Annotated in this window: 24 protein-coding genes; 5 read left to right on the forward strand and 19 right to left on the reverse strand. The window is 60.2% G+C overall.

Annotated features, from left to right (window positions below; genetic code table 11):
- Positions 1-2: 2 nt before the first annotated feature.
- Together KEM63_RS08975 and rluC are read right to left on the reverse strand one after the other, a co-directional pair.
- Entirely contained in the window at positions 3-683 is a 681-nt protein-coding gene (locus KEM63_RS08975) for an HAD-IA family hydrolase (RefSeq protein WP_223650845.1), read from the reverse strand.
- Positions 676-1,638 carry a 23S rRNA pseudouridine(955/2504/2580) synthase RluC gene (gene rluC / locus KEM63_RS08980; RefSeq protein ID WP_223650847.1) on the reverse strand — a complete coding sequence of 321 codons (963 nt, stop codon included), beginning with the start codon at positions 1,636-1,638 and terminating at the stop codon, positions 676-678. Before rluC ends, KEM63_RS08975 begins: the two co-directional genes overlap by 8 nt.
- Before the next feature lie 660 nt (positions 1,639-2,298).
- Here rluC and rne point away from each other — a divergent pair.
- Positions 2,299-5,625, forward strand: coding sequence for a ribonuclease E (gene rne, locus KEM63_RS08985; RefSeq protein WP_223650848.1), 3,327 nt, complete (start codon positions 2,299-2,301; stop codon positions 5,623-5,625).
- A 59-nt stretch (positions 5,626-5,684) separates the two neighbouring features.
- Here the strand turns inward: rne and murB are convergent, their stop codons facing one another.
- The 7 genes from murB to KEM63_RS09020 all read right to left on the reverse strand — a co-directional run bounded on the left by murB (position 5,685) and on the right by KEM63_RS09020 (position 12,192).
- Positions 5,685-6,719, reverse strand: a complete 1,035-nt coding sequence (murB, locus tag KEM63_RS08990) for a UDP-N-acetylmuramate dehydrogenase (protein WP_223650849.1) — start codon at positions 6,717-6,719, stop codon at positions 5,685-5,687.
- A gap of 67 nt (positions 6,720-6,786) precedes the next feature.
- Positions 6,787-7,548, reverse strand: coding sequence for a 3-deoxy-manno-octulosonate cytidylyltransferase (gene kdsB, locus KEM63_RS08995; protein WP_423747782.1), 762 nt, complete (start codon positions 7,546-7,548; stop codon positions 6,787-6,789).
- Position 7,549: 1 nt separating this feature from the next.
- A complete protein-coding gene (locus tag KEM63_RS09000; protein ID WP_223650850.1) occupies positions 7,550-7,735 on the reverse strand; it encodes a Trm112 family protein in 186 nt (61 codons plus the stop codon).
- Positions 7,735-8,754, reverse strand: coding sequence for a tetraacyldisaccharide 4'-kinase (gene lpxK, locus KEM63_RS09005; protein WP_223650851.1), 1,020 nt, complete (start codon positions 8,752-8,754; stop codon positions 7,735-7,737). The genes KEM63_RS09000 and lpxK overlap by 1 nt, the downstream gene beginning before the upstream one ends.
- Positions 8,751-9,185, reverse strand: a complete 435-nt coding sequence (locus KEM63_RS09010; RefSeq protein WP_223650852.1) for an ExbD/TolR family protein — start codon at positions 9,183-9,185, stop codon at positions 8,751-8,753. The genes lpxK and KEM63_RS09010 overlap by 4 nt, the downstream gene beginning before the upstream one ends.
- Before the next feature lie 2 nt (positions 9,186-9,187).
- Positions 9,188-9,859, reverse strand: coding sequence for a MotA/TolQ/ExbB proton channel family protein (locus tag KEM63_RS09015; RefSeq protein ID WP_223650853.1), 672 nt, complete (start codon positions 9,857-9,859; stop codon positions 9,188-9,190).
- A gap of 86 nt (positions 9,860-9,945) precedes the next feature.
- Complete coding sequence (locus KEM63_RS09020) at positions 9,946-12,192, reverse strand: DNA internalization-related competence protein ComEC/Rec2 (protein WP_223650855.1); 2,247 nt, start codon at positions 12,190-12,192, stop codon at positions 9,946-9,948.
- 100 nt (positions 12,193-12,292) lie between these two features.
- On the opposite strand from KEM63_RS09020, the gene KEM63_RS09025 reads away from it, so the two are divergent.
- Positions 12,293-12,817 carry a DUF2062 domain-containing protein gene (locus tag KEM63_RS09025; RefSeq protein WP_223650857.1) on the forward strand — a complete coding sequence of 175 codons (525 nt, stop codon included), beginning with the start codon at positions 12,293-12,295 and terminating at the stop codon, positions 12,815-12,817.
- 8 nt (positions 12,818-12,825) lie between these two features.
- On the opposite strand, the gene lolD is transcribed toward KEM63_RS09025, so the two are convergent.
- Positions 12,826-13,515 carry a lipoprotein-releasing ABC transporter ATP-binding protein LolD gene (gene lolD / locus KEM63_RS09030; protein ID WP_223650858.1) on the reverse strand — a complete coding sequence of 230 codons (690 nt, stop codon included), beginning with the start codon at positions 13,513-13,515 and terminating at the stop codon, positions 12,826-12,828.
- The gene (locus tag KEM63_RS09035) at positions 13,508-14,752 is read right to left on the reverse strand and encodes a lipoprotein-releasing ABC transporter permease subunit (protein ID WP_223650860.1); all 1,245 of its coding nucleotides are present in this window, start codon (positions 14,750-14,752) and stop codon (positions 13,508-13,510) included. Before KEM63_RS09035 ends, lolD begins: the two co-directional genes overlap by 8 nt.
- Positions 14,753-14,847: 95 nt before the next feature.
- Between KEM63_RS09035 and KEM63_RS09040 the strand changes: the two genes are divergently transcribed.
- The 3 genes from KEM63_RS09040 to KEM63_RS09050 are packed head-to-tail and all read left to right on the forward strand — an operon-like array spanning position 14,848 to position 16,456.
- Positions 14,848-15,438 carry a PilZ domain-containing protein gene (locus KEM63_RS09040; protein ID WP_223650862.1) on the forward strand — a complete coding sequence of 197 codons (591 nt, stop codon included), beginning with the start codon at positions 14,848-14,850 and terminating at the stop codon, positions 15,436-15,438.
- Positions 15,439-15,446: 8 nt separating this feature from the next.
- Positions 15,447-15,734: a phosphodiesterase gene (locus KEM63_RS09045; RefSeq protein ID WP_223650864.1), complete on the forward strand. Its 288-nt coding sequence runs from the start codon at positions 15,447-15,449 to the stop codon at positions 15,732-15,734.
- Entirely contained in the window at positions 15,731-16,456 is a 726-nt protein-coding gene (locus tag KEM63_RS09050; protein ID WP_223650866.1) for a glycerophosphodiester phosphodiesterase, read from the forward strand. The genes KEM63_RS09045 and KEM63_RS09050 overlap by 4 nt, the downstream gene beginning before the upstream one ends.
- Before the next feature lie 39 nt (positions 16,457-16,495).
- On the opposite strand, the gene sthA is transcribed toward KEM63_RS09050, so the two are convergent.
- The 8 genes from sthA to KEM63_RS09090 all read right to left on the reverse strand — a co-directional run bounded on the left by sthA (position 16,496) and on the right by KEM63_RS09090 (position 23,715).
- Positions 16,496-17,890 carry a Si-specific NAD(P)(+) transhydrogenase gene (gene sthA / locus KEM63_RS09055; protein WP_223650868.1) on the reverse strand — a complete coding sequence of 465 codons (1,395 nt, stop codon included), beginning with the start codon at positions 17,888-17,890 and terminating at the stop codon, positions 16,496-16,498.
- Between the two features lie 55 nt (positions 17,891-17,945).
- Positions 17,946-18,185 (reverse strand): (Na+)-NQR maturation NqrM, encoded by a 240-nt coding sequence (gene nqrM, locus KEM63_RS09060; RefSeq protein ID WP_223650870.1) that lies wholly within the window; start codon positions 18,183-18,185, stop codon positions 17,946-17,948.
- Between the two features lie 3 nt (positions 18,186-18,188).
- On the reverse strand, positions 18,189-19,106 hold the full coding sequence (locus KEM63_RS09065) for an FAD:protein FMN transferase (RefSeq protein WP_341481917.1): 918 nt from the start codon (positions 19,104-19,106) through the stop codon (positions 18,189-18,191).
- 106 nt (positions 19,107-19,212) lie between these two features.
- On the reverse strand, positions 19,213-20,436 hold the full coding sequence (nqrF, locus tag KEM63_RS09070) for an NADH:ubiquinone reductase (Na(+)-transporting) subunit F (protein WP_423747783.1): 1,224 nt from the start codon (positions 20,434-20,436) through the stop codon (positions 19,213-19,215).
- Positions 20,437-20,450: 14 nt separating this feature from the next.
- Positions 20,451-21,059 (reverse strand): NADH:ubiquinone reductase (Na(+)-transporting) subunit E, encoded by a 609-nt coding sequence (nqrE, locus tag KEM63_RS09075; RefSeq protein WP_223650874.1) that lies wholly within the window; start codon positions 21,057-21,059, stop codon positions 20,451-20,453.
- A 2-nt stretch (positions 21,060-21,061) separates the two neighbouring features.
- The gene (locus KEM63_RS09080; protein WP_223650877.1) at positions 21,062-21,733 is read right to left on the reverse strand and encodes an NADH:ubiquinone reductase (Na(+)-transporting) subunit D; all 672 of its coding nucleotides are present in this window, start codon (positions 21,731-21,733) and stop codon (positions 21,062-21,064) included.
- Position 21,734: 1 nt separating this feature from the next.
- Positions 21,735-22,511, reverse strand: coding sequence for a Na(+)-translocating NADH-quinone reductase subunit C (locus tag KEM63_RS09085; RefSeq protein WP_223650879.1), 777 nt, complete (start codon positions 22,509-22,511; stop codon positions 21,735-21,737).
- The gene (locus KEM63_RS09090; protein WP_223650881.1) at positions 22,501-23,715 is read right to left on the reverse strand and encodes an NADH:ubiquinone reductase (Na(+)-transporting) subunit B; all 1,215 of its coding nucleotides are present in this window, start codon (positions 23,713-23,715) and stop codon (positions 22,501-22,503) included. Before KEM63_RS09090 ends, KEM63_RS09085 begins: the two co-directional genes overlap by 11 nt.
- Positions 23,716-23,717: the final 2 nt, after the last annotated feature.

A 23,717-nucleotide genomic window follows, 5' to 3' on the forward strand; every position in this document is an offset into this window, starting at 1 on the left:
CGTTACGCCTCTGTCACAGGCTGGCCGCGCAATTGCGGCATGACCCAGCCATGAAATTCCTCGAAATCATCAATACATCGCTCCGGTTTCCAGCGCAAGAGATGCTCGCGCGGCTGTGCGCCGTAACTGACGGCCACCGGCCGTACGGCAGCGGCGAGCGCCATGCGCAGGTCGAACTCGCTGTCGCCCAGCATCATCGCCTGAGCCGGTTCCACACCCACTTCCGACAGAATCAGACGCAACATCAGAGGGTCCGGCTTGCTGGCGGTTTCATCTGCGCAGCGCGTAGAGTCGAAAAAACCTTCAAGATCGTGAGCAGCCAGCACCCGCTGTAGCCCCCGACGGCTTTTGCCGGTCGCGACCGCCAGCTTTACGCCCGTACCTTTGAACGCTTCGAGAGCATCAATAACCCCCGGAAACAGCGGAGACGGTGTCTCCTCGAGCTGGATGTAGCAGCCGCTATACGCGCTGCGCAACGTATCTGCCAACGCCTGCGTGATGTCCGGATACAGCACCGCAATCGCTTCTGGCAAGCCAAGCCCGACGATATCCATGACCGCACGATCAGTGCAGCGCGGCAATCCGATCAGATCGGCGGCGGCATGCATGGCCTGGACGATCCTGGGCACCGAGTCGGAAAGCGTTCCATCCCAGTCGAATATCAACGCCTTCAGTTCAGCCATGCGACTCTAGCCTGGCCAGCGTGCGATCCCACACCGGGCCAGGCTGCGCCTGCACAGCCATAAGCGAACCGTCTGCGAGCTCAACCGATAGGGAAAATGCATGCAGAAACATGCGCTTGCCGCCCATTTCTCGAATCATTTGAGTAAAGGTATCGTCGCCGTACTTCGGGTCACCGGCAATCGGGTGGCCCGCATGGCGAGCGTGGACACGGATCTGATGCGTTCTGCCCGTGATCGGACGTGCCTCCACCAGCGTGGCGGTATCACCAAAACGCTGGATGACCTTGAACTCGGTCAGCGACTCTTTGCCCTCGGCGTTGACCTCAACCATTCGCTCGCCAGAGCGGAGATTGTTCTTCTGAAGCGGAGCATGAACCCGCTTTGTCGTGGCAGGCCACCGGCCACTTACCAGCGCCATGTAGCACTTGGTTACGCCATCGCCGCGGAGCGCGGCATGCAGGTGGCGCAGCATGCTGCGTTTCTTGGCAATCATCAGGCAGCCGGACGTGTCTCGATCCAATCGATGCACCAGCTCCATCTGATCGCACTCGGGACGCAGCTGTCGCATCGCCTCGATCACTCCAAAATTGACACCGCTGCCCCCATGGACCGCCAGTCCCGCAGGCTTGTTGATGACGATCAGCGCCTTGTCCTCATAAAGGATGTTGTCCTGCAGCGCCTGCAGAATGCCCTGCCCCACCAGTACCGGCTCCTCGGGCGTGGGCAAGCGCACCGGCGGGATGCGGATGACATCTCCGACCTTGAGCCGGTAGTCAGGCTTGATCCGGCCCTTGTTCACGCGAACCTCGCCTTTTCGCAGAATGCGATAGACCAGCGTCTTCGGCGCACCCTTGAGACGAGTGATCAGATAGTTGTCGATGCGCTGACCGGCGTGACCTTCATCGATCAGATCGGTCTGCACGGATGCGGTGATATTAGCGGAGGGCTCTGTCATCGGCGCATCATACATTTTTTGAGCTAATTGAAGCACTTAAAAAATGCTGATATAGTCCGGCGAGCTGCCTGTATTGCAGCCGGGGATATCAGTCTCGACGAGACTTGTCCACCTCCCCAGAAATACCGAGTCAGAGGCCTGGCCAGGCGAAGAGAAGAAGCCGGCAAGCCTTGCTCGATACGCTGTCTGCCATGTGGCAGGCAGGATATTCAACCCGCTCGCTGGAATACGATGAGCGGCACCCGATTCAGATGGGTAAGTGTTTAGGTGGAGATGCACAGCTTCAGGATCATGTGACGAGCGTAGACACTTGCCTCTTAACGTGTCCCCGTCCAAGTCCGGCTGATTCCTCCCTAGAACCTTCCTCCTCCGCGGGCCAGAGCCAGAGAAGGCGAATGAGGCGTTCTGGTGTTTTCCACACTGTGGATGCCCACGCCCTTCAGCGCAGTATGGCAGTGCATAGCTGGTAGTGAAGAAGGTTCGAAGATACGTTTCTCTGTACTCGCCGTATACAGATCGAACTGTCGCTGCCCTTGGCAACGATATGAACTCTGAACAAGGGCAAGGTTGGCCCAAGCAGAAACACACCTGACACCTGGCAGATGAGTCACGGGTGCCGTTATGTGTCGTTCCGGTTGGCACTGAACACAACGGTACTTCATGAAAAGAATGCTGATCAACGCAACTCAACCCGAAGAGTTGCGCGTCGCCCTGGTAGATGGCCAGCGCCTGTACGATCTGGATATCGAATCCGGAGCACGGGAACAGAAGAAGGCCAACATCTACATGGGCCGTATCACCCGTGTCGAGCCCAGTCTCGAAGCGGCTTTCGTCGACTTCGGCTCCGAGCGTCACGGCTTCCTCCCCCTGAAGGAAATCTCCAGAGAATACTTCTCCAAGCAGCCGGAAGGTCGCGTCAATATCAAGGAAGTGCTCAGAGAAGGCCAGGAAGTCATTGTCCAGGTCGACAAGGAAGAGCGCGGCAACAAGGGCGCTGCCCTCACCACCTTCATCAGTCTGGCCGGCCGCTATCTGGTGCTCATGCCCAACAACCCCCGCGCAGGCGGTATTTCCCGTCGCATCGAGGGTGAAGAGCGCAATGAGCTGCGCGAAGCGCTGAACAGCCTGAACATCCCTGCTGACATGGGCATGATCGTTCGCACCGCGGGTCTGGGCCGCAGCGCCGAGGAATTGCAGTGGGACCTCGATTACCTGCTGCAACTGTGGGAAGCCATCAAGTCGGCTTCTGCCGAGCGCAAGGGCCCGTTCCTGATCTACCAGGAAAGCAACGTCATCATCCGCGCCATCCGCGACTACCTGCGCCAGGACATCGGCGAAGTGCTGATCGACAGCGAAACGGTCAAGGAAGAAGCGCTCAACTTCATCAGCCAGGTCATGCCGCAGTACGCGAGCAAGGTCAAGCTATACGAAGACAGCGTTCCGCTGTTCAACCGCTTTCAAATTGAGAGCCAGATTGAGACAGCCTTCGAACGCGAAGTGAAACTGCCCTCCGGCGGGTCGATCGTCATCGACCACACCGAAGCGCTCGTTTCGATCGATATCAACTCCGCTCGCGCGACCAAGGGCGGTGACATCGAAGAAACCGCACTGCAGACCAACCTGGAAGCAGCAGAAGAGATCGCCCGTCAACTCCGCCTGCGTGATATCGGCGGCCTGATCGTCATCGATTTCATCGACATGACGCCGGCGAAGAACCAGCGTGCGGTGGAAGAACGCGTTCGCGAAAGCCTGGAAGCGGATCGTGCCCGTGTACAGGTCGGCCGCATTTCCCGTTTCGGCCTGCTGGAAATGTCGCGCCAGCGCCTCCGTCCTTCGCTGGGCGAAACCAGCGGCATCGTTTGCCCGCGCTGTAACGGTCGCGGCACTATCCGCGATGTGGAATCACTCTCCCTTTCTGTCTTGCGCCTGATCGAAGAGGAAGCGCTCAAGGAACGCACCGCGGAAGTACGTGCGCATGTGCCGATTGCCGTCGCCACTTTCCTGCTCAATGAAAAACGCGAAGCGTTGGCGAACACCGAGAAGCGTACCAAGGTCCGCCTGGTGATTCTGCCCAGCGAGCATATGGAAACACCCCACTTCGACGTGCAGCGTCTGCGTGACGATCACGAGTCGGTCGTAGCCGGCGAGACCAGCTACGCCATGAAGGCAGACGTAGTGGCCGAGGAACCGGTGCAGGTCAGTCAGACTCGTGCCATCGTTCGCCAGGAAGCGGCGGTCAAGAGCATTGCCCCTGCCCGCCCTGCCCCCACCCCTGCTCCGATCCCTGCCACCCAGGTCATTCAGGAAGCTCAGCCGGGCCTGTTCAAGGGCATCATCAAGTCGCTGGTAAGCCTGTTTGCCGGCAACTCGGAGCCCGAGGCCGCAGCAGAGAAAGAAAAAGCCGCCGTCGAGCCGCGTACCGAGCGCAAGCCGAGCCGCGACAGCAACCGTGGTGGTGATGATCGTCGCAATGGCCGTCGTCGTTCGCGTAACGATCGTGGCGAGCGCTCCGAGCGCAACGAGGGTGAGCGCAAGCAGTCCGGTCGTGCAGAGCGCAGCGAACGCCCGGAACGCGCCGAGCGGCCAGAACGCGCTGAACGCCCGGAGCGCGCGGAACGCACTGAGCGTGGCGAACGCAAGGCCGAACTGGCTCCTGAAAGCAAGCCGGCCGAAACGACTCGTCGGCGTCGTCGCAGCCCGGAAGCAGCGGAACGCACTCCTCGCGCCGAAGAGCCTGTCGATACAGGCGTGCCGACCGAACCACGCGGTCCAGCCGAGCGGCGTCCGCGCCAGGAAGACAAGCCCGAGGTTGATGAAGCGCTGGAAGCTGGCTCCGAGCAGCAGGACGATCAGAGCGACGGCGACCGCCCCAAGCGCCGCTCGCGCAATAGCCAGCGCCGCCGCAACAACCGTCGCAGCCGCCCGAATCCGGATGAAGCTACCGCTACCGGTGAGGCAAATGGCGCCGATCAGTCGAATGAAGGCTCCAGCACCGACCAGGCACCTCAAGTGCCTGCCGAAGCCGCTGTCGCAGCGACCGCCGCCGTAGCTGCCGGTCTCGGCGCAGTGTCTGCAGAAGTCGACCCAAGCGAGCCCCAGCCGGTAACCAGCGAAGAAACGAACGACGTTCAGACGCCGGTTGAAGAAGGCCTCAAGCAGAACGCTGCTCAAGCCGAGCAGACTATCGAGAGCGCAGTCGAAGCGTTCAGCCAGTCGCATCGTGATCAGACCAGCGAGCACAGCGCCGAATCGTTCGACAGCGATGCCGGTCAGGCCGCGGAACTGGCTGTCGAACCTGAACAGCCAGCCCCCCAGGTCGCGGCTGCAAGCGAGCCTCAATCCGAGCCAGCAAGCGAGCCGAAAGCAGTTGAACCAGAAGTTGTTCGAAACGACGCCGTGGCGCCGGAGGCTCAGCCGGAAGAGCCCGTGAAAACCGAAGCGGCGCCAGCTTTGACTGAAAGCGGTCGCGCCTATAACGATCCGCGGGAAGTCCGTCGGCGTCAGCAGGAAGCCAAGCGCATGGCAGAGCAACAGGCGGCTGCCGTTGCCGACAGCGAACAGACCTCGCTGCCTCTGGACACGGCAGAAGCGCCAGCGTCATCCAACGCTACCGGTGATGATGCTCATCCGGATACCAGCGTGCTGGCCCAGCAGTTCGACAGCGTTGATGCGCCTGTCGAGCCTTCGGAACAACAGCCGGTACACAACGCCACTGGCGATGTGGGCCATCCGGACCTGAACGTGCTCGAACAACAGCTCGACAGTCCGTCCGAGGAAGAGGTCAAGGTTGATACGCTACCGGAACCGAGCAGCGTTGCAGGTCACCCCGACACCAACGTTCTGGACCAGCAGCGCGAGAACGAAGCGCAGGCAGAGGAGTCATCGACTGAGGACGGTACAGGACAGGCCGGTCATCCCGATACCCATGCTCTCGCGCAGCAGCTCGAGAACAAGGAGGAGGACGAGGACCAGAAGCCCAAGCAATAAGGCGGGCCCATGAAAAAAGGGATGCTTCGGCATCCCTTTTTTTGCGAGATGTCTTTACATCAATGTGTAATGGGCAGGCCCAGTAACTGCGGCTCCATCTCAAGTTCGACGCCGAAACGGCGGACCACATCCGCACGAATGTCTTCAGCCAGAGCCATCACCTCCTCGCCTCTGGCACCACCATGATTGACCAGAACCAGCGCCTGATCAGGATTGACGCCGACTGCTCCGCGGCGCAGGCCCCGCCACCCAGCCTGATCTATCAGCCAACCAGCAGCAAGCTTCACCGAACCGGTCTGTTGCGGATAACAGGGCATCGCAGGGTTGGCAGCCAGCAATGTCTGCGCGACATCGCTCGCCACTACCGGATTCTTGAAGAAGCTACCTGCATTGCCGATGCGCGTCGGGTCCGGAAGCTTGGCACGTCTGATACGGCATACAAGCTCCGCCACGACGCGAGCGTCAGCACGGGCCAGACCCGTCTCATGCCAGGCCGTACGAAGCGGCTCATAGTCGACGCGAAGCTGAGGTGTGCGAAGCAGCCGCAGCCTCACACAGAGAATGATGAACCGCCCGGGGTGCCGTTTGAAAACACTGTCCCGGTAGGCAAACTCGCAAGCCTGCCGGTCGAAGCGCAGTACCTGAGCTGTATCCCGATCGTACGCATCAAGACTGTCGAACAGGTCGGCCAATTCGACGCCATAAGCACCGATATTCTGCACCGGCGACGCGCCCACGGTGCCCGGGATCAGTGACAGGTTTTCGAGGCCCGACAACCCGTGATCGAGCGCCCACATCGTCAGCCTATGCCAATTTTCTCCGGCAGCGGCCTCGATCAGCACCGATTCGTCTGCCCGGGACAGGACCCGGCGGCCGCGACTGCGCATGCAGATCGTCAGTCCCCGCACCGGGCCGGCGAGTACGATGTTGCTACCGCCTCCCAGAACAGTGACAGGCCAACGCTTGCGCTCAGCCAGCGCCAGTGCGTCCAGCAGCTGGCTGAGCGTCTCCACCTCGATGAGATGATCAGCATGCTCGCGTATGCCAAAGGTGTTGTAGTTGCTGAGATCGACAGCGTCGCGCACCGCGGTCATCGGGCGCGACTCCTTGAGGTAGCCGGTGCACCGGACGCACACCAGCAGCGGATACAGCGATACCGGCTCATGCGTCGGCCAGCAACGCGCGTACGCGGTTCAGGTCCTCTAGGGTATCGACGCCGGCGGGCGGCACTTCACAGGCCTCAGCGACGTGAATACGTTGCCCGTACCAGAGCGCCCGCAACTGTTCCAGCGACTCGACCAGCTCCAGCGGACTGACCGGCCATGACACGTAGTCATGGAGAAAGCGCACGCGATAGGCGTACAACCCGATATGCCGTTGGAAGATGACGCCGGCGGGCAGTTCAGCCGGGCGGCCTGCGGCAAACTGGTCCCGACACCAGGGCATTGGAGCGCGGCTGAAATACAGCGCATAACCGGCCCGATCGGTGACCACCTTGACCACGTTAGGGTTGAACAGCGAATCGACGTCCACCAGCGGCTCGGAAAGCGTGGCGATGCTCGCCAGGCTCGAGGCCTGCAGGTTCCCCGCCACCTGGTCGATCAGAGCGGGCGGCAGCAACGGCTCGTCACCTTGCACGTTCACGACACAGGCGTCGTCAGACAGTCCCAGGTGGCTCGCGACCTCCTGCAGACGGTCGGTACCCGAAGGATGGTCAGGACTGGTCAGCACCACATCCGCCCCAAACGAACGACAGGCCTCGACGATTCTCGGATCGTCGGTAGCGACCGTTACACTCAGAGCCTGACTTCTGCGAGCCTGCTCCCAGACGTGTTGAATCATCGGTTTGCCGACGATGTCCTGCAATGGCTTGCCGGGCAAACGCGTAGAAGCGAAGCGGGCGGGAATGATGACGTGGTACATATCAGCGATCCAGTCGCTCGTCGGCATCGAGCGCGCGGGCTTCGCTTTCCAGCATCACCGGAATGCCGTCGCGTATCGGGTACGCCAGACCATCGGCACGGCACCAGAGTTCGGTCTTGTCCTGATTCTGAACCAGGGGCCCCTTGCATAGCGGACAGGCAAGGATATCGAGCAATTTCGGGTCCATTAACGTACTCCGGAGATTGGTGTCTTGGGCAGACAGGCATCGAGGCCCTGCGCAAACTCGTCGCTCAAGACCGCCTCGACACTCAGATACCACCAGTTGTCCTGCGCCAGCCCGGCACATTTGACGGCGTCCTTCTCGGTCATGATGACCGGACGATCGCGCTCGAGACTGGCAAAGCTGTCTGCATTGTAATGGGCATGGTCCGCAAAGGCATGCTTTCTGGGTACGAAGCCCAGCTGTTGCAATGTATCGAAAAAACGCTGGGGATTGCCGATGCCGGCAACGGCCTCGACTTCACGTGAGTCGTCCCAGCGATCGAGCGCCTTGCGCTCGCCGGTCAGGATGTTAACCAAGGCGGTCGGCGCCAGACGCATTGCGTACTGGTTACCCGTTTCTTCCGGCGCGCCGTTACGTACGACCAGATCGACGCTGTTCAAGCGCTGCACGGGCTCGCGAAGGGGTCCCTCCGGCAAGCAACGACCGTTGCCAAGCCCGCGGGCGTGGTCAACCATGACTATCTCTACAGCTCGAGCGAGTCGGTAATGCTGCAACCCGTCGTCACTGATGATGACGTCGACTTCGTGTTGCTCGAGCAGTGCGCGACATCCCCGCGGCCGATCCGGGTCGATCACCACTGGCACGCTGGTACGCCGGGCGATAAGCAAGGGTTCGTCGCCGCTGCGAGAAGGCAGATCCGAGGGTGTCACGAAGCGCGGAAAGACGCCCGGGTCGGCACCGTAACCACGGCTGATCACGCCGACTCGAAGCCCGCGCGCTTGCAGATGGGCAATCAGCCAGAGACACATGGGCGTCTTGCCGGTGCCACCGAGAGTAAGATTTCCGACCACAATGACTGGCACTGGGGCCGTCCATTGCCGAGCGTGGCCGGACAGGTAGCGGGCCCTGCGACGGGTCGCCAGAGCCGCATACAAGGCTGACACCGGTCGCAGCACCACCAGCCAGCTCTGGCGCTCGTACCACGCGCGAAGGAAGAATCGCTCAAGTGCTGAACCGCTCACTGCGAGCCGCCCGCCTCCATCTGACTGGTGGTCAGCCGCAACCGGCCGAACCCGAGCTGGCCAGCAGCGTCCATGGCGGTAATGACGGACTGGTGGGGCGTTTGCGCGTCGGCCGTAATGATTACCGGCATGCTGGTGTCACCGGCCGATTCTCGCTCGAGTGCCGTCTTCAAACGATCCAGGCTTGGATCGAGCAGCACCTTGTCGTTTATCGCCGTCTCACCGCTGGCAGAAATGGTCACCTCGATCTGCTGGGGCACGGTCGACTCTACCGCTTCGCCGGAACTCGCTTGCGGCAGGTCAATCTTGAGCTGCGTCTCGCGGGTAAATGTCGTTGAGACCATGAAAAAGATCAGCAGCAGGAAGACCACATCGATCAGCGGCGTGAGATTGACCTCGACTCCGTCGAGCTTCTGTCTGCGAAAGTTCACGGTCAGGCCCCTTTACGGCCGTTACCGGCGCGTAGCGGCACCGGCTCCGGCTGGGGGGCACCCTCAACATCGCGGTTACCCTGCATGACTTCCACCAGCCGCGTTGCCTCCTGCTCCATGCTGACCACCAGCTCGTCGACACGACGAACAAAGAAACGGTGAAAGAACAGCGCCGGTATGGCCACGGTAAGACCTGCAGCGGTGGTGATCAGAGCCTTCGAGATACCCCCCGCCAGTACGCCGGTATTGCCGGTACCCTGAGTCATGATCGCGCTGAATACGTCAATCATGCCGATCACTGTACCCAGGAGACCGAGCAAGGGAGTAATCGCAGCGATGGTGCCGAGCGTATTCAGATAGCGCTCCATTTCATGGATCACCTTGCTCGCTGCCTCCTGAATGCACTCCTTCATGATCTCGCGACCATGCCGGGCATTGGCCAGTCCTGCGGCGAGAATCTCACCCAGCGGAGAATCCGCTCGCAACGTCTTCAGCTTGACCGCATCGAGCTGACCATCCTTGACCCAGCGCCATACCTGGCCAAGCAGATTGGGAGGCGCGATGCGACTTGTGCGCAGGGTCCACAAACGTTCGATGATGATGGCAACGGCGATGACCGACGACAACAGAATCGGCAGCATCAGCCAGCCACCTGCACTGATCAATTCCCACACAAGCGATCCCTCCCCAAACAGATTGTGACTCCAACACAGGCCCGGATACGGCTTGTCCGTCAGCCGCCTGTGAGAAAACAGCGTTGTTATTCGTGCCAGAAACGTTGCATCTGATCCCGCCACCGCCAGCTGAGAACGTCTGGATCAGCCGCACCGAAATCGAACTGTAACGCTCCGGAGCGCGCAGTATAAACCGGTTCAGCATGCAATTCTCGGTAACGTTCCACAACCTTCGGATGTGGGTGCCCGAAGGGACTGTGGTAGGAAGAACTGAACACTACCCAGCGCGGGGAGACTGCGCGTATGAAGGCGTAGGAAGAGGAGGTACGACTACCGTGATGCGGAGCCAGCAGTAGCTCGGACTGCAGCGACTCGTCCAGCATCTGATACTCACCCCGGACGCCCAGGTCACCCGGCAACAATACCGAGCCATGCTCGCTGGCGATGTGCAGTACGCAGGATCGTTCATTGGCGGGCGCCGGCGGTTGGGCGCTGTACACGATGCGAAACTCCACGTCATCCCACTTCCAGCTCTCTCCTGGCTCGCAGGGTTGGGCATTCAACGCAGCCAGTTCGGAAGCCTGGCCAGAGAGCACTCGACGGGTCGGAAATCGTTCGATCACAGCGGAAGCTCCGCCCGCATGATCATTATCGGCGTGACTGAGCAACAGCAGATCAATCTGGCGCACGCCCAGCTCCTGCAGGGCCGGCGATACCACCGCTTCGCCGAGATCGAAGCCGCTGCGCAGGCGTGCACCGGTGTCGTACAACAGGACATGCGAGCGAGTCTGCACCAGCACTGAAAGCCCCTGCCCCACATCAAGCACCGTGACGCGAAAGCCACCAGGCTCTGGAGGCGCCGTGGGCGGAACGAACAGTACAAGCAGGCAGGCGAGCGCCGGAACACGCAGAAAGCCGGCAAGCGGACTGACGAGGATCAGCGCCCCTGTCACACCGACGAGCCAGGCGCCCCAGCCCGGAAAAGGCTGACCGACCGGTCCTTGCCAGGAAGCCGCCAGTGTGAGCAGAGCAAACAGGCCGTTCAGCGCATGAGCCGCCATCACAAGGAGCCAGGAGAAGTCGGCGTACAAATCTGCCACGGTTCCCAGCAGTGCGGCCGGCACCACCAGCAGACTGACCCACGGTATTGCCACCAGATTCACCACGGGTGCTGTCAGGCTGCCCGGCATCCCCCACAACAACAACCACGGCCAGAGTCCGACAAAGATGACCCATTGTGCGCGGCCCCAACGCCACCAGAGGCCGCGTATCGCCAATCGACCGCTCATCCCCAGCAACAGCAGGCCGACGGCAACGAATGAAAGCCAGAAGCCGGCGCGCAGCGGGGCGGCAGGCGCCAACGCGGCTACAGCACATAACGCTGCGAGCCAGAAAACCCAGGGATTGATCTGGCGATATCGCAGACGAGCCAGGAGCAGCAACGCGACCATGAGCAGCGCGCGCTGGGTGGGCACGGCGAAACCGGCGAGACCTGCGTACAGCGCAGCTGCAGCCAGCGCCAGCGGCGCCGCCAGCCATTGTTGCGGCCAAGGCACGCGAAGCACGCCCAGCCAGCCGACGACAGACACCAGCCCGAATACCGCAGCGGCCACCATGCCGACGTGCAGCCCGGATATCACCATCAGATGTCCGGTACCGGTGGCCTGAAGAATGTCCCAGTCCCGATCATCCAGCACGCTGCGATCGCCTACCACCAGCGCGATCAGGCGATCAGCGCCCGGCTGCTCCGACAGCGTTTCGCCAAGCCGGTGCCGAACCAGCCGGCGCCACCCGGAAAGACCGGACCCGCCGTCTTCCATGAGATCTGCGGCCCGGACGCTGGCTACCGCGCCGATGCCCTGTGCATAGAGCCAGGCTTCATAGTCGAAGCCACCCGGATTAGACATCCCGCGCGGCCGTCTCAGGCTGCCGTCGAAATGCCAGCGTTCACCGGGCTGGACTGGCGCGCCGGAATACCAATGTGCGCGAATCAGCGGGAGCGCTTCGCCGGTGTCAACCAGCCGTGCATCCTTGATCAGAAATCGCCAACCCAGGCCGGTCGGTTCGGGCAACCCTGCAACGGTTCCGGTGAACGCCGCTCGCTTGTTATCCAGGTGCTCCGGCAGACGCTCACTCAGCATCCAATGGTGATAAGTCAACGCCCAGACCAATCCCAGCATGAACAGGGCCAGCGGCCGCACAAGCCGATGCAGCATCGCCGCGAATCCGGCGACCATTGCCAGTCCGACCACCCACAGCGGTGGCAGCGTCGGAAATGAAAGTGGAGTGATGAGGCCGGCAAACAGCGCTGCCAGACTCAGGGTCAGGCTCATCGTGGAAACATCCTGTTCGCCACTGGCTGGTCAGGCGGTAGTTACCGTCTGACATTCCATGCATAATTGATCGCACCCGTTCAGCAGCCAATGGTTTGCGATGCCGCGCCGCCTACTCAAACGTTACATGCCCAATCCGGAGCGCATCAAAGCCAACAAGTCACTGCGCTTTCTCGGCACCATGCTGCATGATCCCAACCTGTGGCATCTGAACCGCCACAGCGTGGCCCGGGCGGTGGCTATTGGACTTTTCGTGGCGCTGTTGCCGATTCCCATGCAGATGCTGGTCTCGGCGTCCATCGCGGTGCCGTCGCGGGCGAATCTCCCCATATCGGTCGGGTTGGTATGGCTGACCAACCCCGTGACCATGCCTCCAATCTTCTTTATCGAATACAAGATCGGAACACTTCTTCTTGGCGCGCCTGAGCGCACCATGCCGATGGAACTGTCGCTTTCCTGGCTGAGCGCTGAAATTCAGCACCTTTGGCAACCGCTACTGGTGGGTTCACTGCTCATCGGGGTTATCGCGGCACTTATCGGCTACAGCGCGACGATGTTGTATTGGCGTTTGTGGGTCTACCGCAACTGGCAACGGCGCAAAATGCGACGCCGTCACCAGAGCTGACAAAAAGATCAGCCGATCTGCTTCTCCTGCAACCGGCCTTCATTGAGTGTCAACGCGCGGTCCATTTGTCCGGCCAGGGCAAGATCGTGGGTAACCACCAGGAACGCCGTCTTCAGACTCTGGCTCAGCTCCAGCATCAAGTGCTGAATACTGCGCGCGGTGTGCTGATCAAGGTTCCCGGTAGGCTCGTCAAGCAGCACGCAGGCGGGCTGGTTGATCAGCGCACGAGCAATGGCCACGCGCTGGCGTTCGCCGCCAGACAGCTCGGCCGGCTTGTGCCCCGTTCGTGCTGCCAGCCCTACCCGATCAAGCATCTCCTCGGCACGTGCGCGTACATCACTGATCGGACGCTCGCCTATCAACAGCGGCATCGATACATTTTCCAGCGCACTGAATTCTGCCAGCAGGTGATGGAACTGATACACGAACCCAAGCCCGGTATTGCGTAGCTTGCCCCGCTCGGATTCCTTGAGCGCGGACATCTGCTGCCCTGCCAGCCAGACTTCCCCCTCGCTGGGAGTATCAAGCCCTCCAAGCATGTTCAGAAGCGTTGTCTTGCCTGAACCGGAACTGCCCACGATCGCTACCCGCTCGCCACGATGCAGGGTCAGATTCACTCCGTCCAGAACCTTCAGGCGCTGCGGACCAATGGCGTATTCCTTGCTCAGCTGGCGACATTCCAACACCACATCAGTCATAACGCAGGGCCTCCGCAGGCTCGGTACGTGACGCTCGCCACGCCGGATACAGCGTCGCCAGAAAACTCATGCCCAGTCCTGCCGCGCAGATCAGCACCACATCGCTCCAGATCAGCTGCGACGGCAGATAGCTTATGAAGTACACATCGGAACTCAGAAATTGCGTGCCAAGCATCTTTTCCAGCCCGGCAACCAACGCCGACACGTTCAGCGCAGCAAGCACGCCGAGTATGCAACCCGCGACAGTCCCGACCACGCCGATGACCGACCCCTGCACCATGAAGATACCCATGATGGTGCCCGGCGATGCGCCCAGCGTACGCAGAATCGCAATGTCGGATTTCTTGTCGGTGACCACCATCACCAGTGTGGAAATGATATTGAACGCGGCGACCGCCACGATCAGCAGCAAGAGCAGGCCGATCATGGTCTTTTCCATACGGATGGCCGCAAACAGATTGCCATGGCTGCGGGTCCAGTCCTGCGCGTAGTACTCGCCAGGCAGCTGTGTCACCAGATCCCAGGCGACTCGTGGCGCTTCGAACAGGTCTTCCAGCTTGATGCGTATACCCTGTACCTGGCCCGGCTTCCAGCGCGTCAGCCTTGCCGCATCCCCTGCATGAATCAGCGCAAGCGAGCCATCGAGCTCGGCACCCACCTTGAATATGCCCGCTACTCTGAAACGTTTCAGCCGCGGAAAGACACCCGCAGGCGTAACCGACGCCTCCGGCAACACGAATGTCAGCATGTCGCCTTCGGCGACACCGAAACGTCGGGCGATGAGCTCCCCGATGATGATGCCGAATTCGCCGTCGGCGAGGTTGTCGAGCGAGCCGGATTGCATATGCTCCTCGATGATCGAGACCTCGGCTTCGGCCTGCGGTATCACGCCGTTGACCAGGACAGGCGCAACGCTGCCATCATGGGTGAGCATGCCCTGCAACTGAACGAACGGCGCAGCCGCCACGACCCGCGGGTCCGCGACAAGCGCATCTGCAAGGGTCTGCCAGTCATCGATGGGCTGATACCCGTTGATGGTCGCGTGCGGAACCATGCCGAGGATGCGCGTGCGAAGCTCGCGGTCGAAGCCGTTCATGACGGAGAGCACAAGAATCATCACCAGCACGCCCAGCGTCAGGCCGAGCATGGAAATCAGTGATATAAAAGAAATGAAGTGATTGCGTCGCTTGGCTCGCGTGTAACGCAAGCCAATGAAGAAAGGCAGCGGTCTGAACATGAAATTCCAGTCACCAGAGAAACGGGTGGGCCCGAGCACAGGCCGTTCGGGCTCACATGTTACACTGAATTCGATTCCGGTAAACGGCTCCAGGCATGCAAACAGCAGACGATGTTTCTGACGACAAGCGCGACTTCTTCCGCATTCAGGACACCCTGGTCCTGGATTATCGTCGGGTCCCAGGGCCCGACGTCGATGCCGAGTTCGCCGAGCATTCCCCTCTCCTTGGACTGCTCAGCGATCTCCACCGGCTCGACTACGAATCGCAGCATCTGCTCAGGCAGATCGCCGAACGCGACCGGGCCCTGGCCAATTACCTCAAGGTCATCAACAAGCGGATCGATCTTATCGGCAAGGCAGTCTCACTCCAACTCGGGGAGGAATCCGGCAACCCCACGAAGGTCACCCTCAGCGAAGGGGGCATGGCCTTCGACAGCAGCGAAGCAATCGAACCCGGCACCTGGCTAGCGCTGCGCATGGTACTTCAGCCGACGCCGCTAGGTCTGGCCGTCACGGCCTGTGTGATCCGCTGCAAACCACTGAGCGGCAGTGCCGGCTGGAACATCGCGGTGAGCTTCGATGGCCTCGATGACCAGCAACGACAATTGCTAGCCAGGCATATCCTGCAGAAACAGGCACAGGACATCCGTGCCGCCAAACTCGGTTCGCAAGGGCAAACAGAATGAGACTTTCCATGTTCGCACTACTGGTCGTCATGTTCCCGTTGAGCGTGGCGCAGGCCGACAGGCTGACCATTCCGCTCGGCGAGCAGGCCACTTCCCGCGGCGACTCGCTGCCCCAGCGTGGCATGAGCGCGCAACGCGTGATCGAGCGTCACGGCGAACCGTCGCAGCGGCACGAGCCCGTGGGCGAACCACCAATCCAGCGCTGGGACTATGCCGGATTCAGTGTGTATCTCGAGCACGACCACGTTGTACACAGTGTGCGCCAGCACCAGCGACACAGGCCGGAGGCGCCATGACGCTACTTTACGGTCATCGCGGCGCCAGAGGTGAAGCACCAGAGAACACCCTGGCCAGCTTCAGACGCTCCATCGAAGCAGGTGTAAGACGAGTAGAACTGGATCTGCATTTATCGTCGGACAGGCAATTAATGGTCATTCACGACCCGACGTTGAAGCGCACGACCGGCGTTCGGGGCAAGGTCAGCCAACACACGGCCGCGCAACTAAGCGAGATCGATGCACGCCATGCGTTGGCTCCGTGGCCCGAGCCCTGCCCGATTCCAACGCTGGAAACACTGTTCAGGACCTGCCCGGAAATTGAGCATTACCAGTTGGAGGTGAAGAGCGGCTCGGCCGGGCAGTCACGGATAGTACTGCAGGCCATCGGCAAGCTGGTGGCGCAATTCGGGCTGGAACAACGTGTCGTGATCACCTCCAGCAGCCGCACCCTGTTGCGATACGCGCGCGACGCGGGGCTTAGCCTCCCGACCGGTCTGGTCGAAGAATACGGCATTCTTGATCCCATCAAGAGCGCCAAGCGATATGGCTGCGACTATCTGATTCTGAACTGGAAGTTGTGCACTGCTCAGCGCGTACAGCTGGCGCAGCAGGCCGGTTTACATGTATCTGTCTGGACGGTGAACGAGCCGGCACTGATGCGCCGGCTTGCCGACATGGGGGTAGACAGTCTGATCACGGACGTTCCGACCCTGGCCATGCGCACGCTGACTTCGGAATGACAAGCCAGGCCCGGCGGCTGAAGCACCGGGCCGACAGCTTCAGAACAAGCGGTTCAGTCCATCCAGGGCGGCGACGCGATAGGCCTCTGCCATGGTCGGGTAATTGAAGGTGGTATTGACGAAGTACTTCATCGTGTTCGCTTCGCCCTTCTGATTCATGATTGCCTGCCCGATATGCACAATCTCCGAGGCCTGGTCGCCAAAACAATGGATGCCAAGCACTTCCAGCGTGTCGCGGTGAAACAGTAGCTTCAGCATCCCGACAGGCTCGTTGCTGATCTGAGCACGCGCCATGTTCTTGAAGAAAGCCTGGCCGACTTCGTAGGGCACCCTCTCTTCTGTCAACTCCCGCTCGTTCTTGCCCAGGGAGCTGATCTCCGGAATCGTGTAGATCCCCGTTGGCACATCGTCGACGAATCGCCACGCGTCGTTGCTGACGATATTCCCGGCGGCAGACCGGCCCTGGTCAAACGCAGCGCTGGCCAGACTCGGCCAGCCGATCACATCACCTACGGCGTAGATATTGGGCACCGGGGTCCGGTAGTTTTCGTCGACCGTGAGCTGCCCGCGCCCGTTGGCCTTGAGCCCCACATTTTCCAGACCCAAACCATCGGTGTTACCGGTACGGCCGTTGCACCAGAGCAGAGCATCAGCCTTGACCTTCTTGCCCGACTTCAGGTGTAGCAACACGCTGTTCCCGGAGCCCTCGATTTTTTCATATTCCTCGTTATGGCGAATCAACACCGCGTTATTGCGCAGGTGATAACTCAGCGCGTCGGAGATTTCGTCGTCGAGGAAGCTGAGCAGGCGATCACGGTTGTTGATCAGATCAACCTTGACCCCAAGACCACAGAATATGGACGCGTACTCGGAGCCGATCACGCCCGCGCCGTAGATGATCATCGTCCGTGGAGTGTGGTTCAGCCGCAGGATGGTGTCGCTGTCATAGATACGCGGATGGTTGAAATCGACGTCTGCCGGGCGATAGGGGCGAGAGCCGGTGGCAATGATGATCTCCTTGCCGATCAGCTTCTCCACCGCTCCGGAATGACTAACCACTTCGATGGTGTTTTCGTCGGCAAAACTGCCGCGACCGAAGAACACGTCGACCCGATTCCGAGCGTAATAGCTGGTGCGTGATGCGACCTGCTTGTGTAGAACCTTTTCCGCGCTCCTCAGTACTTCCGGAAAGGGAAACCAGCGCGGATCACCGATGGTGCGAAACATCGGATTGGTGTTGTAGTTGATGATCTGCTTGACCGCATAACGCAGCGCCTTGGAAGGAATGGTACCCAGATGTGTAGCGTGACCACCCACGGCAGAGCTGGCTTCGACTACAGCCACCTTACGCCCATGCTTGGCGGCGTTCATCGCAGCCCCTTCCCCTGCCGGGCCAGAGCCCAGCACCACTACGTCGTAATTGTACACGGCCATTCAGTCAGTTCCTCGTCTCGCTTGCAGCGATGCTTTCACATGGGCACTACGCGAGCTAGTCGACCTTGGTCGCGTCGTACGCCAGGTCCTTGCGCTTGGCATCACCCTGCGCAGAGTCGTTGTCGTTCTCTTCGCATTTGTTCGGATTTCCGCCGCAGATCGAACAGCTCTTGTCGAGGCCCAGCATGCCGATACCCCCGCATGACCCGGCAATCGGCTTACGCCCCATCATCACGCCAACGGCCATGCCGGCGACGACCAGTGCCATCAACAGAAACGCCAGAAGCCATACCATAATTTACTCCTCGCCCTTGCGCAGGGCTTCGAATTTCGGGGTAGCGCGAGAGATGAAGCCGCTCCCCTTGCGAACTACGAACAGCGCAGCAACGTCGTGCGCCAACGCATACGTCCACCCTTCATCCGGCCCAAGCACGTGAAGGATGGTCGATAGACCATCTGCTTCCATGGCCGAGGGATGCAGAACGGTGACCGCAGCGAGCTCATGCATGATTGGCGTGCCGCTGCGCGGGTTGAAGGTGTGGGAGTACCGCTTGCCTTCATACTCGAAATAGTTGCGGTAGTCTCCGGAAGTGGAGACGCCGTAACCATCCAGAGGCAGAATGACCTGGGCGATGCGATCATCGTCGCGCGGCTCTTCAATCGCGATCCGCCATGGGCTACCGCCTGGCTTGCGCCCCGCTGCCTTGAGCTCACCGGTGATTTCCACCATATAACTTGTGATGCCGTAGGATCCGAGGTGTTCCACCACTTCGTCGACCATGTAACCGGCAGCCAACCCGCTGATATCGACGCTCACGTCTGCGCTTTTGCAGAGCTGCCCGTCTTCGAGCCGAAGATGGCGCTGCCCGACACGCTGTAAGGCTCGCTCCAGCTCATCGCGGGCCGGCAAACCGCCGCTGCCCATCGGCCCGTGAAAGCCCCACAGATCAAGCAGCGGGCCAACGGTGATATCGAACGCTCCATCGCTACGCTCGTGCAGGCTGGCCGATGCCTTGACCAGCTCGACCAGCGATGCGGGGACCTTCTGACAGGTACCTGACGGGGCTTCGTTGAACCGTGCCAGATCAGAGTCGTCGCGCCAGCCGGAGACCTCTTCGTCGAACTGACCGAACATGGCTTCGATCGACGTTTGCAGCGCACGGGGTTCAGGCGAGCCATCGACCCCTACCCACTTGATCGAATAGCTGCTGCCCATGGTCGACCCGGCGATTTCCAGAACAGGCTCGGTAGAATGGAAACAGCCCGTTAGGGCTGCTGCCAGGGCAACAGCGATAACGGGCCGAGTGACGCATCGAAACATTCTAGCCGCCGAAATCGTCGAGAAGAATGTTCTCCGGTTCCACGCCAAGATCCTGCAGCATCTTGATCACCGAAGCATTCATCATCGGCGGACCGCACATATAGAACTCACAGTCCTCCGGCGCGGGATGATCCTTCAGATAGTTCTCGAGCAGAACATTGTGGATGAACCCCGTCGGGCCGGTCCAGTTGTCTTCGGGCAACGGATCGGACAGCGCAAGGTGCCATTCGAAGTTATCGTTGTCGGCCGCAAGCTGGTCGTACTCCTCCACATAAAACGCTTCGCGCAGCGAGCGAGCGCCGTACCAGAAGGAGATCTTGCGCTTGGACTGCAGACGCTTGAGCTGGTCGAAGATATGTGAGCGCATGGGCGCCATGCCCGCGCCGCCACCGATGAACACCATCTCCGCATCGGTGTCCTTGGCGAAGAATTCACCAAAGGGACCGTACACGGTGACCTTGTCGCCAGGCTTCAGACTGAATACCCAGGACGACATCTTTCCGGGTGGCAGCTCGTCGCGCCCAGGCGGTGGCGAAGCAACACGTATGTTGAATTTCACCAGCCCGCGCTCTTCGGGATAATTGGCCATCGAGTAGGCACGGATGACCGTCTCGTCGACCTTCGACACATACTTCCACAGATCGAACTTGTCCCAGTCGCCGCGGAATTCGGGCTGTATGTCGAAATCCTTGTAGTGGACGGTATGCGGCGGGCATTCCAGCTGCACGTAACCACCTGCCCGGAAATCGACGCTTTCGCCTTCAGGCAACTTCAGCGTCAGTTCCTTGATGAAGGTCGCCACGTTCGGATTAGACTCGACAGTACATTCCCACTTCTTGACGCCGAATACCTCTTCCGGCACCTCGATCTGCATGTCCTGTTTGACCGGCGTCTGGCAGGACAGGCGCCAGCCTTCCTTCGCCTCGCGCTTGGTGAAATGCGACTCTTCCGTTGGCAACAACTCGCCGCCACCACTTTCAACGACACACTTGCACTGCGCACAGGTTCCGCCGCCGCCACATGCCGACGAGAGAAAGATACCGTTTGCCGCCAGCGTGTTGAGCAGCTTTCCGCCGGCCGGGACGGTAATCGTGCGCTCGTGGTTGATCTCGATGCTGACATCGCCGCTGCTTACCAGCTTGGCACGCGCCATCAGGATCACCGCAACCAGTGCCAGCACGATGACGGTGAACATCGCCACGCCAAGATAGATTTCCAGATTCATCAGTCAGACTCCCTTTACAGTTGCACGCCGGAGAACGACATGAAGCCCAGGGACATGAGTCCCACGGTGATGAAGGTGATGCCGAGACCGCGCAGGCCGTCCGGGACATCGCTGTACTTCAGCTTTTCGCGGATGCCCGCCAGTGCAACGATAGCCAGCGCCCAGCCAAGGCCCGCGCCGAAACCGAACACGGTGCTCTCGCCCAGTGAATAGTCGCGCTCGACCATGAACAGCGATGCACCAAGAATCGCGCAGTTCACCGTGATCAACGGGAGGAACACCCCTAGAGCGGCGTACAGCGCCGGCACATACTTGTCCAGAAGCATCTCGAGAATCTGCACGATGGCAGCGATCACGCCGATGTAGCTCAGCAAGCCGAGGAAGCTCAGGTCCACCTCCGGCAAGCCGGCCCAGGCCAGCGCTCCATCCTTGAGCAGGTACTGATAGATCAGGTTGTTTGCGGGCGTGGTGATGGTCAGTACCACGACAACCGCAATACCCAGACCAATGGCAGTCTGCACCTTCTTGGAGATCGCGATGAAGGTACACATCCCGAGGAAGAACGCCAGCGCCATGTTTTCAACGAAAACGGCCCTGATCAAAAGGCTTATATAGTGTTCCATGCTTACATGGCCTCCTTAACTGCACGCGACTGCGGAGCCATCATGTAATCCTTGGCTTCGATCTGGTCGGTCTTCCACGAACGCAACGCCCAGATGATCAGGCCGATGATGAAGAACGCCGAGGGTGGCAGCAGCAGCAAGCCGTTCGGCTGATACCAGCCACCTTCATTGACGACCGGCAGGATGCTGTAACCGAACAGCTTGCCGGCACCGAGCAACTCGCGAATGGTCGCTACGACGATAAGGATGAAGCTGTAGCCCAGACCGTTGCCGATACCATCCAGAAAACTCAGGTGCGGAGGATTCTGCATGGCAAATGCTTCGGCTCGACCCATCACGATACAGTTGGTGATGATCAGACCGACGAACACGGACAGCTGTTTGCTGATGTCGAACGCGTACGCTTTCAGCAACTGATCCACCACGATCACCAGCGACGCGATGATCACCATCTGCACGATCATGCGAATCGAGTTGGGAATCTGATGGCGGATGACCGAGATGAACAGGTTGGACAGCGCAACCACCGACGTCAGTGCCAGACACATGACCATGGTCACATTGAGACTGGTCGTGACGGCCAGAGCAGAACAGATGCCCAGGATCTGCAACGTGATCGGGTTGTTCTTGAATACAGGATCGAACAGAACCCCTTTAGCGCTTACATTGGCCATGTCATGCCTCCCCTGCTTTCAGGTTTTCGAGGAAGGAGCGGAAACCGGTATCACCCATCCAGAAGCGAACCAGATGCTCCACGCCGCGGCTGGTCAGCGTAGCGCCAGCCAACCCGTCGACCTTGTACTGACGGCGCGGATCGCTCCCATCCACGCTACCCTTGACGATCTGCACACCGACTTCGCCGTCATCGGTGTAGACCAGATTGCCTTTCCACAGCTCACGCCACCGCGGATTGTCCACTTCGCCGCCGAGACCGGGCGTCTCGCCATGCTGGTAGAAACCGAGACCGCGAATGGTGTTCATGTCACCCTCCAGGGCGATGAAGCCGTAGAGCGTGGACCACAGTCCATAACCGTGAATCGGTAGGATGATGGTTTCGATACCCTCTTCGTTTTCCACCATATAAACAGTCGCGTAGTGCTCTCGACGACGAATGCTGGCGACATCCTCGTGCGCTTCGAGCGCCCGTGACATGTTCTGATCACGGGCCGCTTCCTGCTGGTCGTAGGTCAGCGGGTCCTGGGCATCACTGAACTCACCGGTGCGAAGGTCGACCAGCCGTGCAGTGATCTGGTCGAACTGTTCCTCGACACTGCGACCTTCCTCGAGGAGCCCCGCGATGAGCAGGATATTGCGCTGCTTGTCGAGAAGCTGGTTGGTCACCTGGACCGGCTTCAGCGACACGGCTGCCACCGATACCACCACGGAGCACACCAGACAGACCAACAGCGCGACGATGATCGTGCGGCCGACGGATTCTCTATTACTGGACATTGCGAGCAAGCCTCCGTTTGATATTGGCCTGGATCACGAAGTGATCGATCAGAGGCGCAAACAGGTTGGCGAACAGAATCGCCAGCATCATTCCCTCGGGGAACGCTGGGTTGACGACGCGAATGAGGACCACCATTACACCGATCAGCGCACCGAAGATCCACTTGCCCTGATTGGTCAGCGAGGCAGACACGGGATCGGTTGCCATAAAGATCATGCCGAAGGCAAAGCCGCCCATCACCAGATGCCAGTACCACGGCACTCCAAACATCGGGTTGCTGTCGGAGCCGATCACGTTGAACAGCAGACTCAGGCCGATCATGCCAAGCATGACGCCGGAGACAATCCGGTAGCTCGCGATCTTGGTGGTCAGCAGGACGGCGCCGCCGATCAGAATGGCCAGCGTCGACGTTTCGCCGATCGAACCATGGATGTTGCCGAGGAAGGCGTCGATCCAGATGATGCCCTGCGCAACAACCGCATCGATACCGCCCATCGCAGCTGCGCTCAGTGAAGTGGCGCTGGCGTAACCGTCTACAGCGGTCCAGACCGCGTCGCCGGACAGCTCTGCCGGATAGGCGAAGAACAGAAACGCACGGCCGGTCAGTGCCGGGTTCAGGAAGTTCTTGCCCGTACCACCGAATACTTCCTTGCCGATTACCACACCGAAGCTGATACCCAGCGCAACCTGCCACAGCGGAATATCAGGCGGCAGGATCAGCGCAAAGAGCACGGAGGTGACGAAGAAGCCTTCGTTGACCTCATGCTTGCGGATCGAGGCAAAAACCACCTCCCAGAACCCGCCGACAACGAAGGTCACAAGATAGACGGGGAGAAAATACGCTGCGCCGTGGAGAATATTGTCCCACAGGCTACCGGGGTCGAAACCGGCCAGCATACCGATCAGACCGATCTGCCAACCTTCCTGCATCCCCAGTAGTTCTGGCGTTTCAGCGTAGATGGTGTTGGCCTGGAAGCCTACGTTGTACATCCCGAAGAACATCGCAGGGAAGGTACACAGCCAGACGGTGATCATCATCCGCTTGAGATCCAGCCCATCGCGAACATGCGCGGTGGTACGGGTCACATCGGCCGGGCGATAGAAAAACGTGTCGACAGCTTCGTACAGGGCATACCACTTTTCGTGTTTGCCGCCCTTTTCGAAGTTGTGTTCAATCTTGTCCAGAAAAGCACGCAGACCCATGA

The sequence above is a fragment of the Halopseudomonas nanhaiensis genome (assembly GCF_020025155.1).
GTDB classification, from domain to species: Bacteria; Pseudomonadota; Gammaproteobacteria; order Pseudomonadales; family Pseudomonadaceae; genus Halopseudomonas; species Halopseudomonas nanhaiensis.

What these genes read in the sequence shown, in the direction of transcription:
- nqrF (WP_423747783.1), bottom strand. Translation starts at nt 20,436, where the DNA reads ATGAATCTGGAAATCTATCTTGGCGTGGCGATGTTCACCGTCATCGTG.
- KEM63_RS09000 (WP_223650850.1), bottom strand. Translation starts at nt 7,735, where the DNA reads ATGGACCCGAAATTGCTCGATATCCTTGCCTGTCCGCTATGCAAGGGG.
- murB (WP_223650849.1), bottom strand. Translation starts at nt 6,719, where the DNA reads ATGACCGCGGTGCGCGACGCTGTCGATCTCAGCAACTACAACACCTTT.
- KEM63_RS09080 (WP_223650877.1), bottom strand. Translation starts at nt 21,733, where the DNA reads ATGGCCAATGTAAGCGCTAAAGGGGTTCTGTTCGATCCTGTATTCAAG.
- KEM63_RS09035 (WP_223650860.1), bottom strand. Translation starts at nt 14,752, where the DNA reads ATGTTCAGACCGCTGCCTTTCTTCATTGGCTTGCGTTACACGCGAGCC.
- rne (WP_223650848.1), top strand. Translation starts at nt 2,299, where the DNA reads ATGAAAAGAATGCTGATCAACGCAACTCAACCCGAAGAGTTGCGCGTC.
- KEM63_RS09050 (WP_223650866.1), top strand. Translation starts at nt 15,731, where the DNA reads ATGACGCTACTTTACGGTCATCGCGGCGCCAGAGGTGAAGCACCAGAG.
- sthA (WP_223650868.1), bottom strand. Translation starts at nt 17,890, where the DNA reads ATGGCCGTGTACAATTACGACGTAGTGGTGCTGGGCTCTGGCCCGGCA.
- KEM63_RS09065 (WP_341481917.1), bottom strand. Translation starts at nt 19,106, where the DNA reads ATGGGCAGCAGCTATTCGATCAAGTGGGTAGGGGTCGATGGCTCGCCT.
- nqrM (WP_223650870.1), bottom strand. Translation starts at nt 18,185, where the DNA reads ATGGTATGGCTTCTGGCGTTTCTGTTGATGGCACTGGTCGTCGCCGGC.
- KEM63_RS09040 (WP_223650862.1), top strand. Translation starts at nt 14,848, where the DNA reads ATGCAAACAGCAGACGATGTTTCTGACGACAAGCGCGACTTCTTCCGC.
- nqrE (WP_223650874.1), bottom strand. Translation starts at nt 21,059, where the DNA reads ATGGAACACTATATAAGCCTTTTGATCAGGGCCGTTTTCGTTGAAAAC.
- KEM63_RS09025 (WP_223650857.1), top strand. Translation starts at nt 12,293, where the DNA reads ATGCCGCGCCGCCTACTCAAACGTTACATGCCCAATCCGGAGCGCATC.
- kdsB (WP_423747782.1), bottom strand. Translation starts at nt 7,548, where the DNA reads ATGTACCACGTCATCATTCCCGCCCGCTTCGCTTCTACGCGTTTGCCC.
- lolD (WP_223650858.1), bottom strand. Translation starts at nt 13,515, where the DNA reads ATGACTGATGTGGTGTTGGAATGTCGCCAGCTGAGCAAGGAATACGCC.
- KEM63_RS08975 (WP_223650845.1), bottom strand. Translation starts at nt 683, where the DNA reads ATGGCTGAACTGAAGGCGTTGATATTCGACTGGGATGGAACGCTTTCC.
- KEM63_RS09090 (WP_223650881.1), bottom strand. Translation starts at nt 23,715, where the DNA reads ATGGGTCTGCGTGCTTTTCTGGACAAGATTGAACACAACTTCGAAAAG.
- KEM63_RS09020 (WP_223650855.1), bottom strand. Translation starts at nt 12,192, where the DNA reads ATGAGCCTGACCCTGAGTCTGGCAGCGCTGTTTGCCGGCCTCATCACT.
- rluC (WP_223650847.1), bottom strand. Translation starts at nt 1,638, where the DNA reads ATGACAGAGCCCTCCGCTAATATCACCGCATCCGTGCAGACCGATCTG.
- KEM63_RS09045 (WP_223650864.1), top strand. Translation starts at nt 15,447, where the DNA reads ATGTTCGCACTACTGGTCGTCATGTTCCCGTTGAGCGTGGCGCAGGCC.
- KEM63_RS09085 (WP_223650879.1), bottom strand. Translation starts at nt 22,511, where the DNA reads ATGTCCAGTAATAGAGAATCCGTCGGCCGCACGATCATCGTCGCGCTG.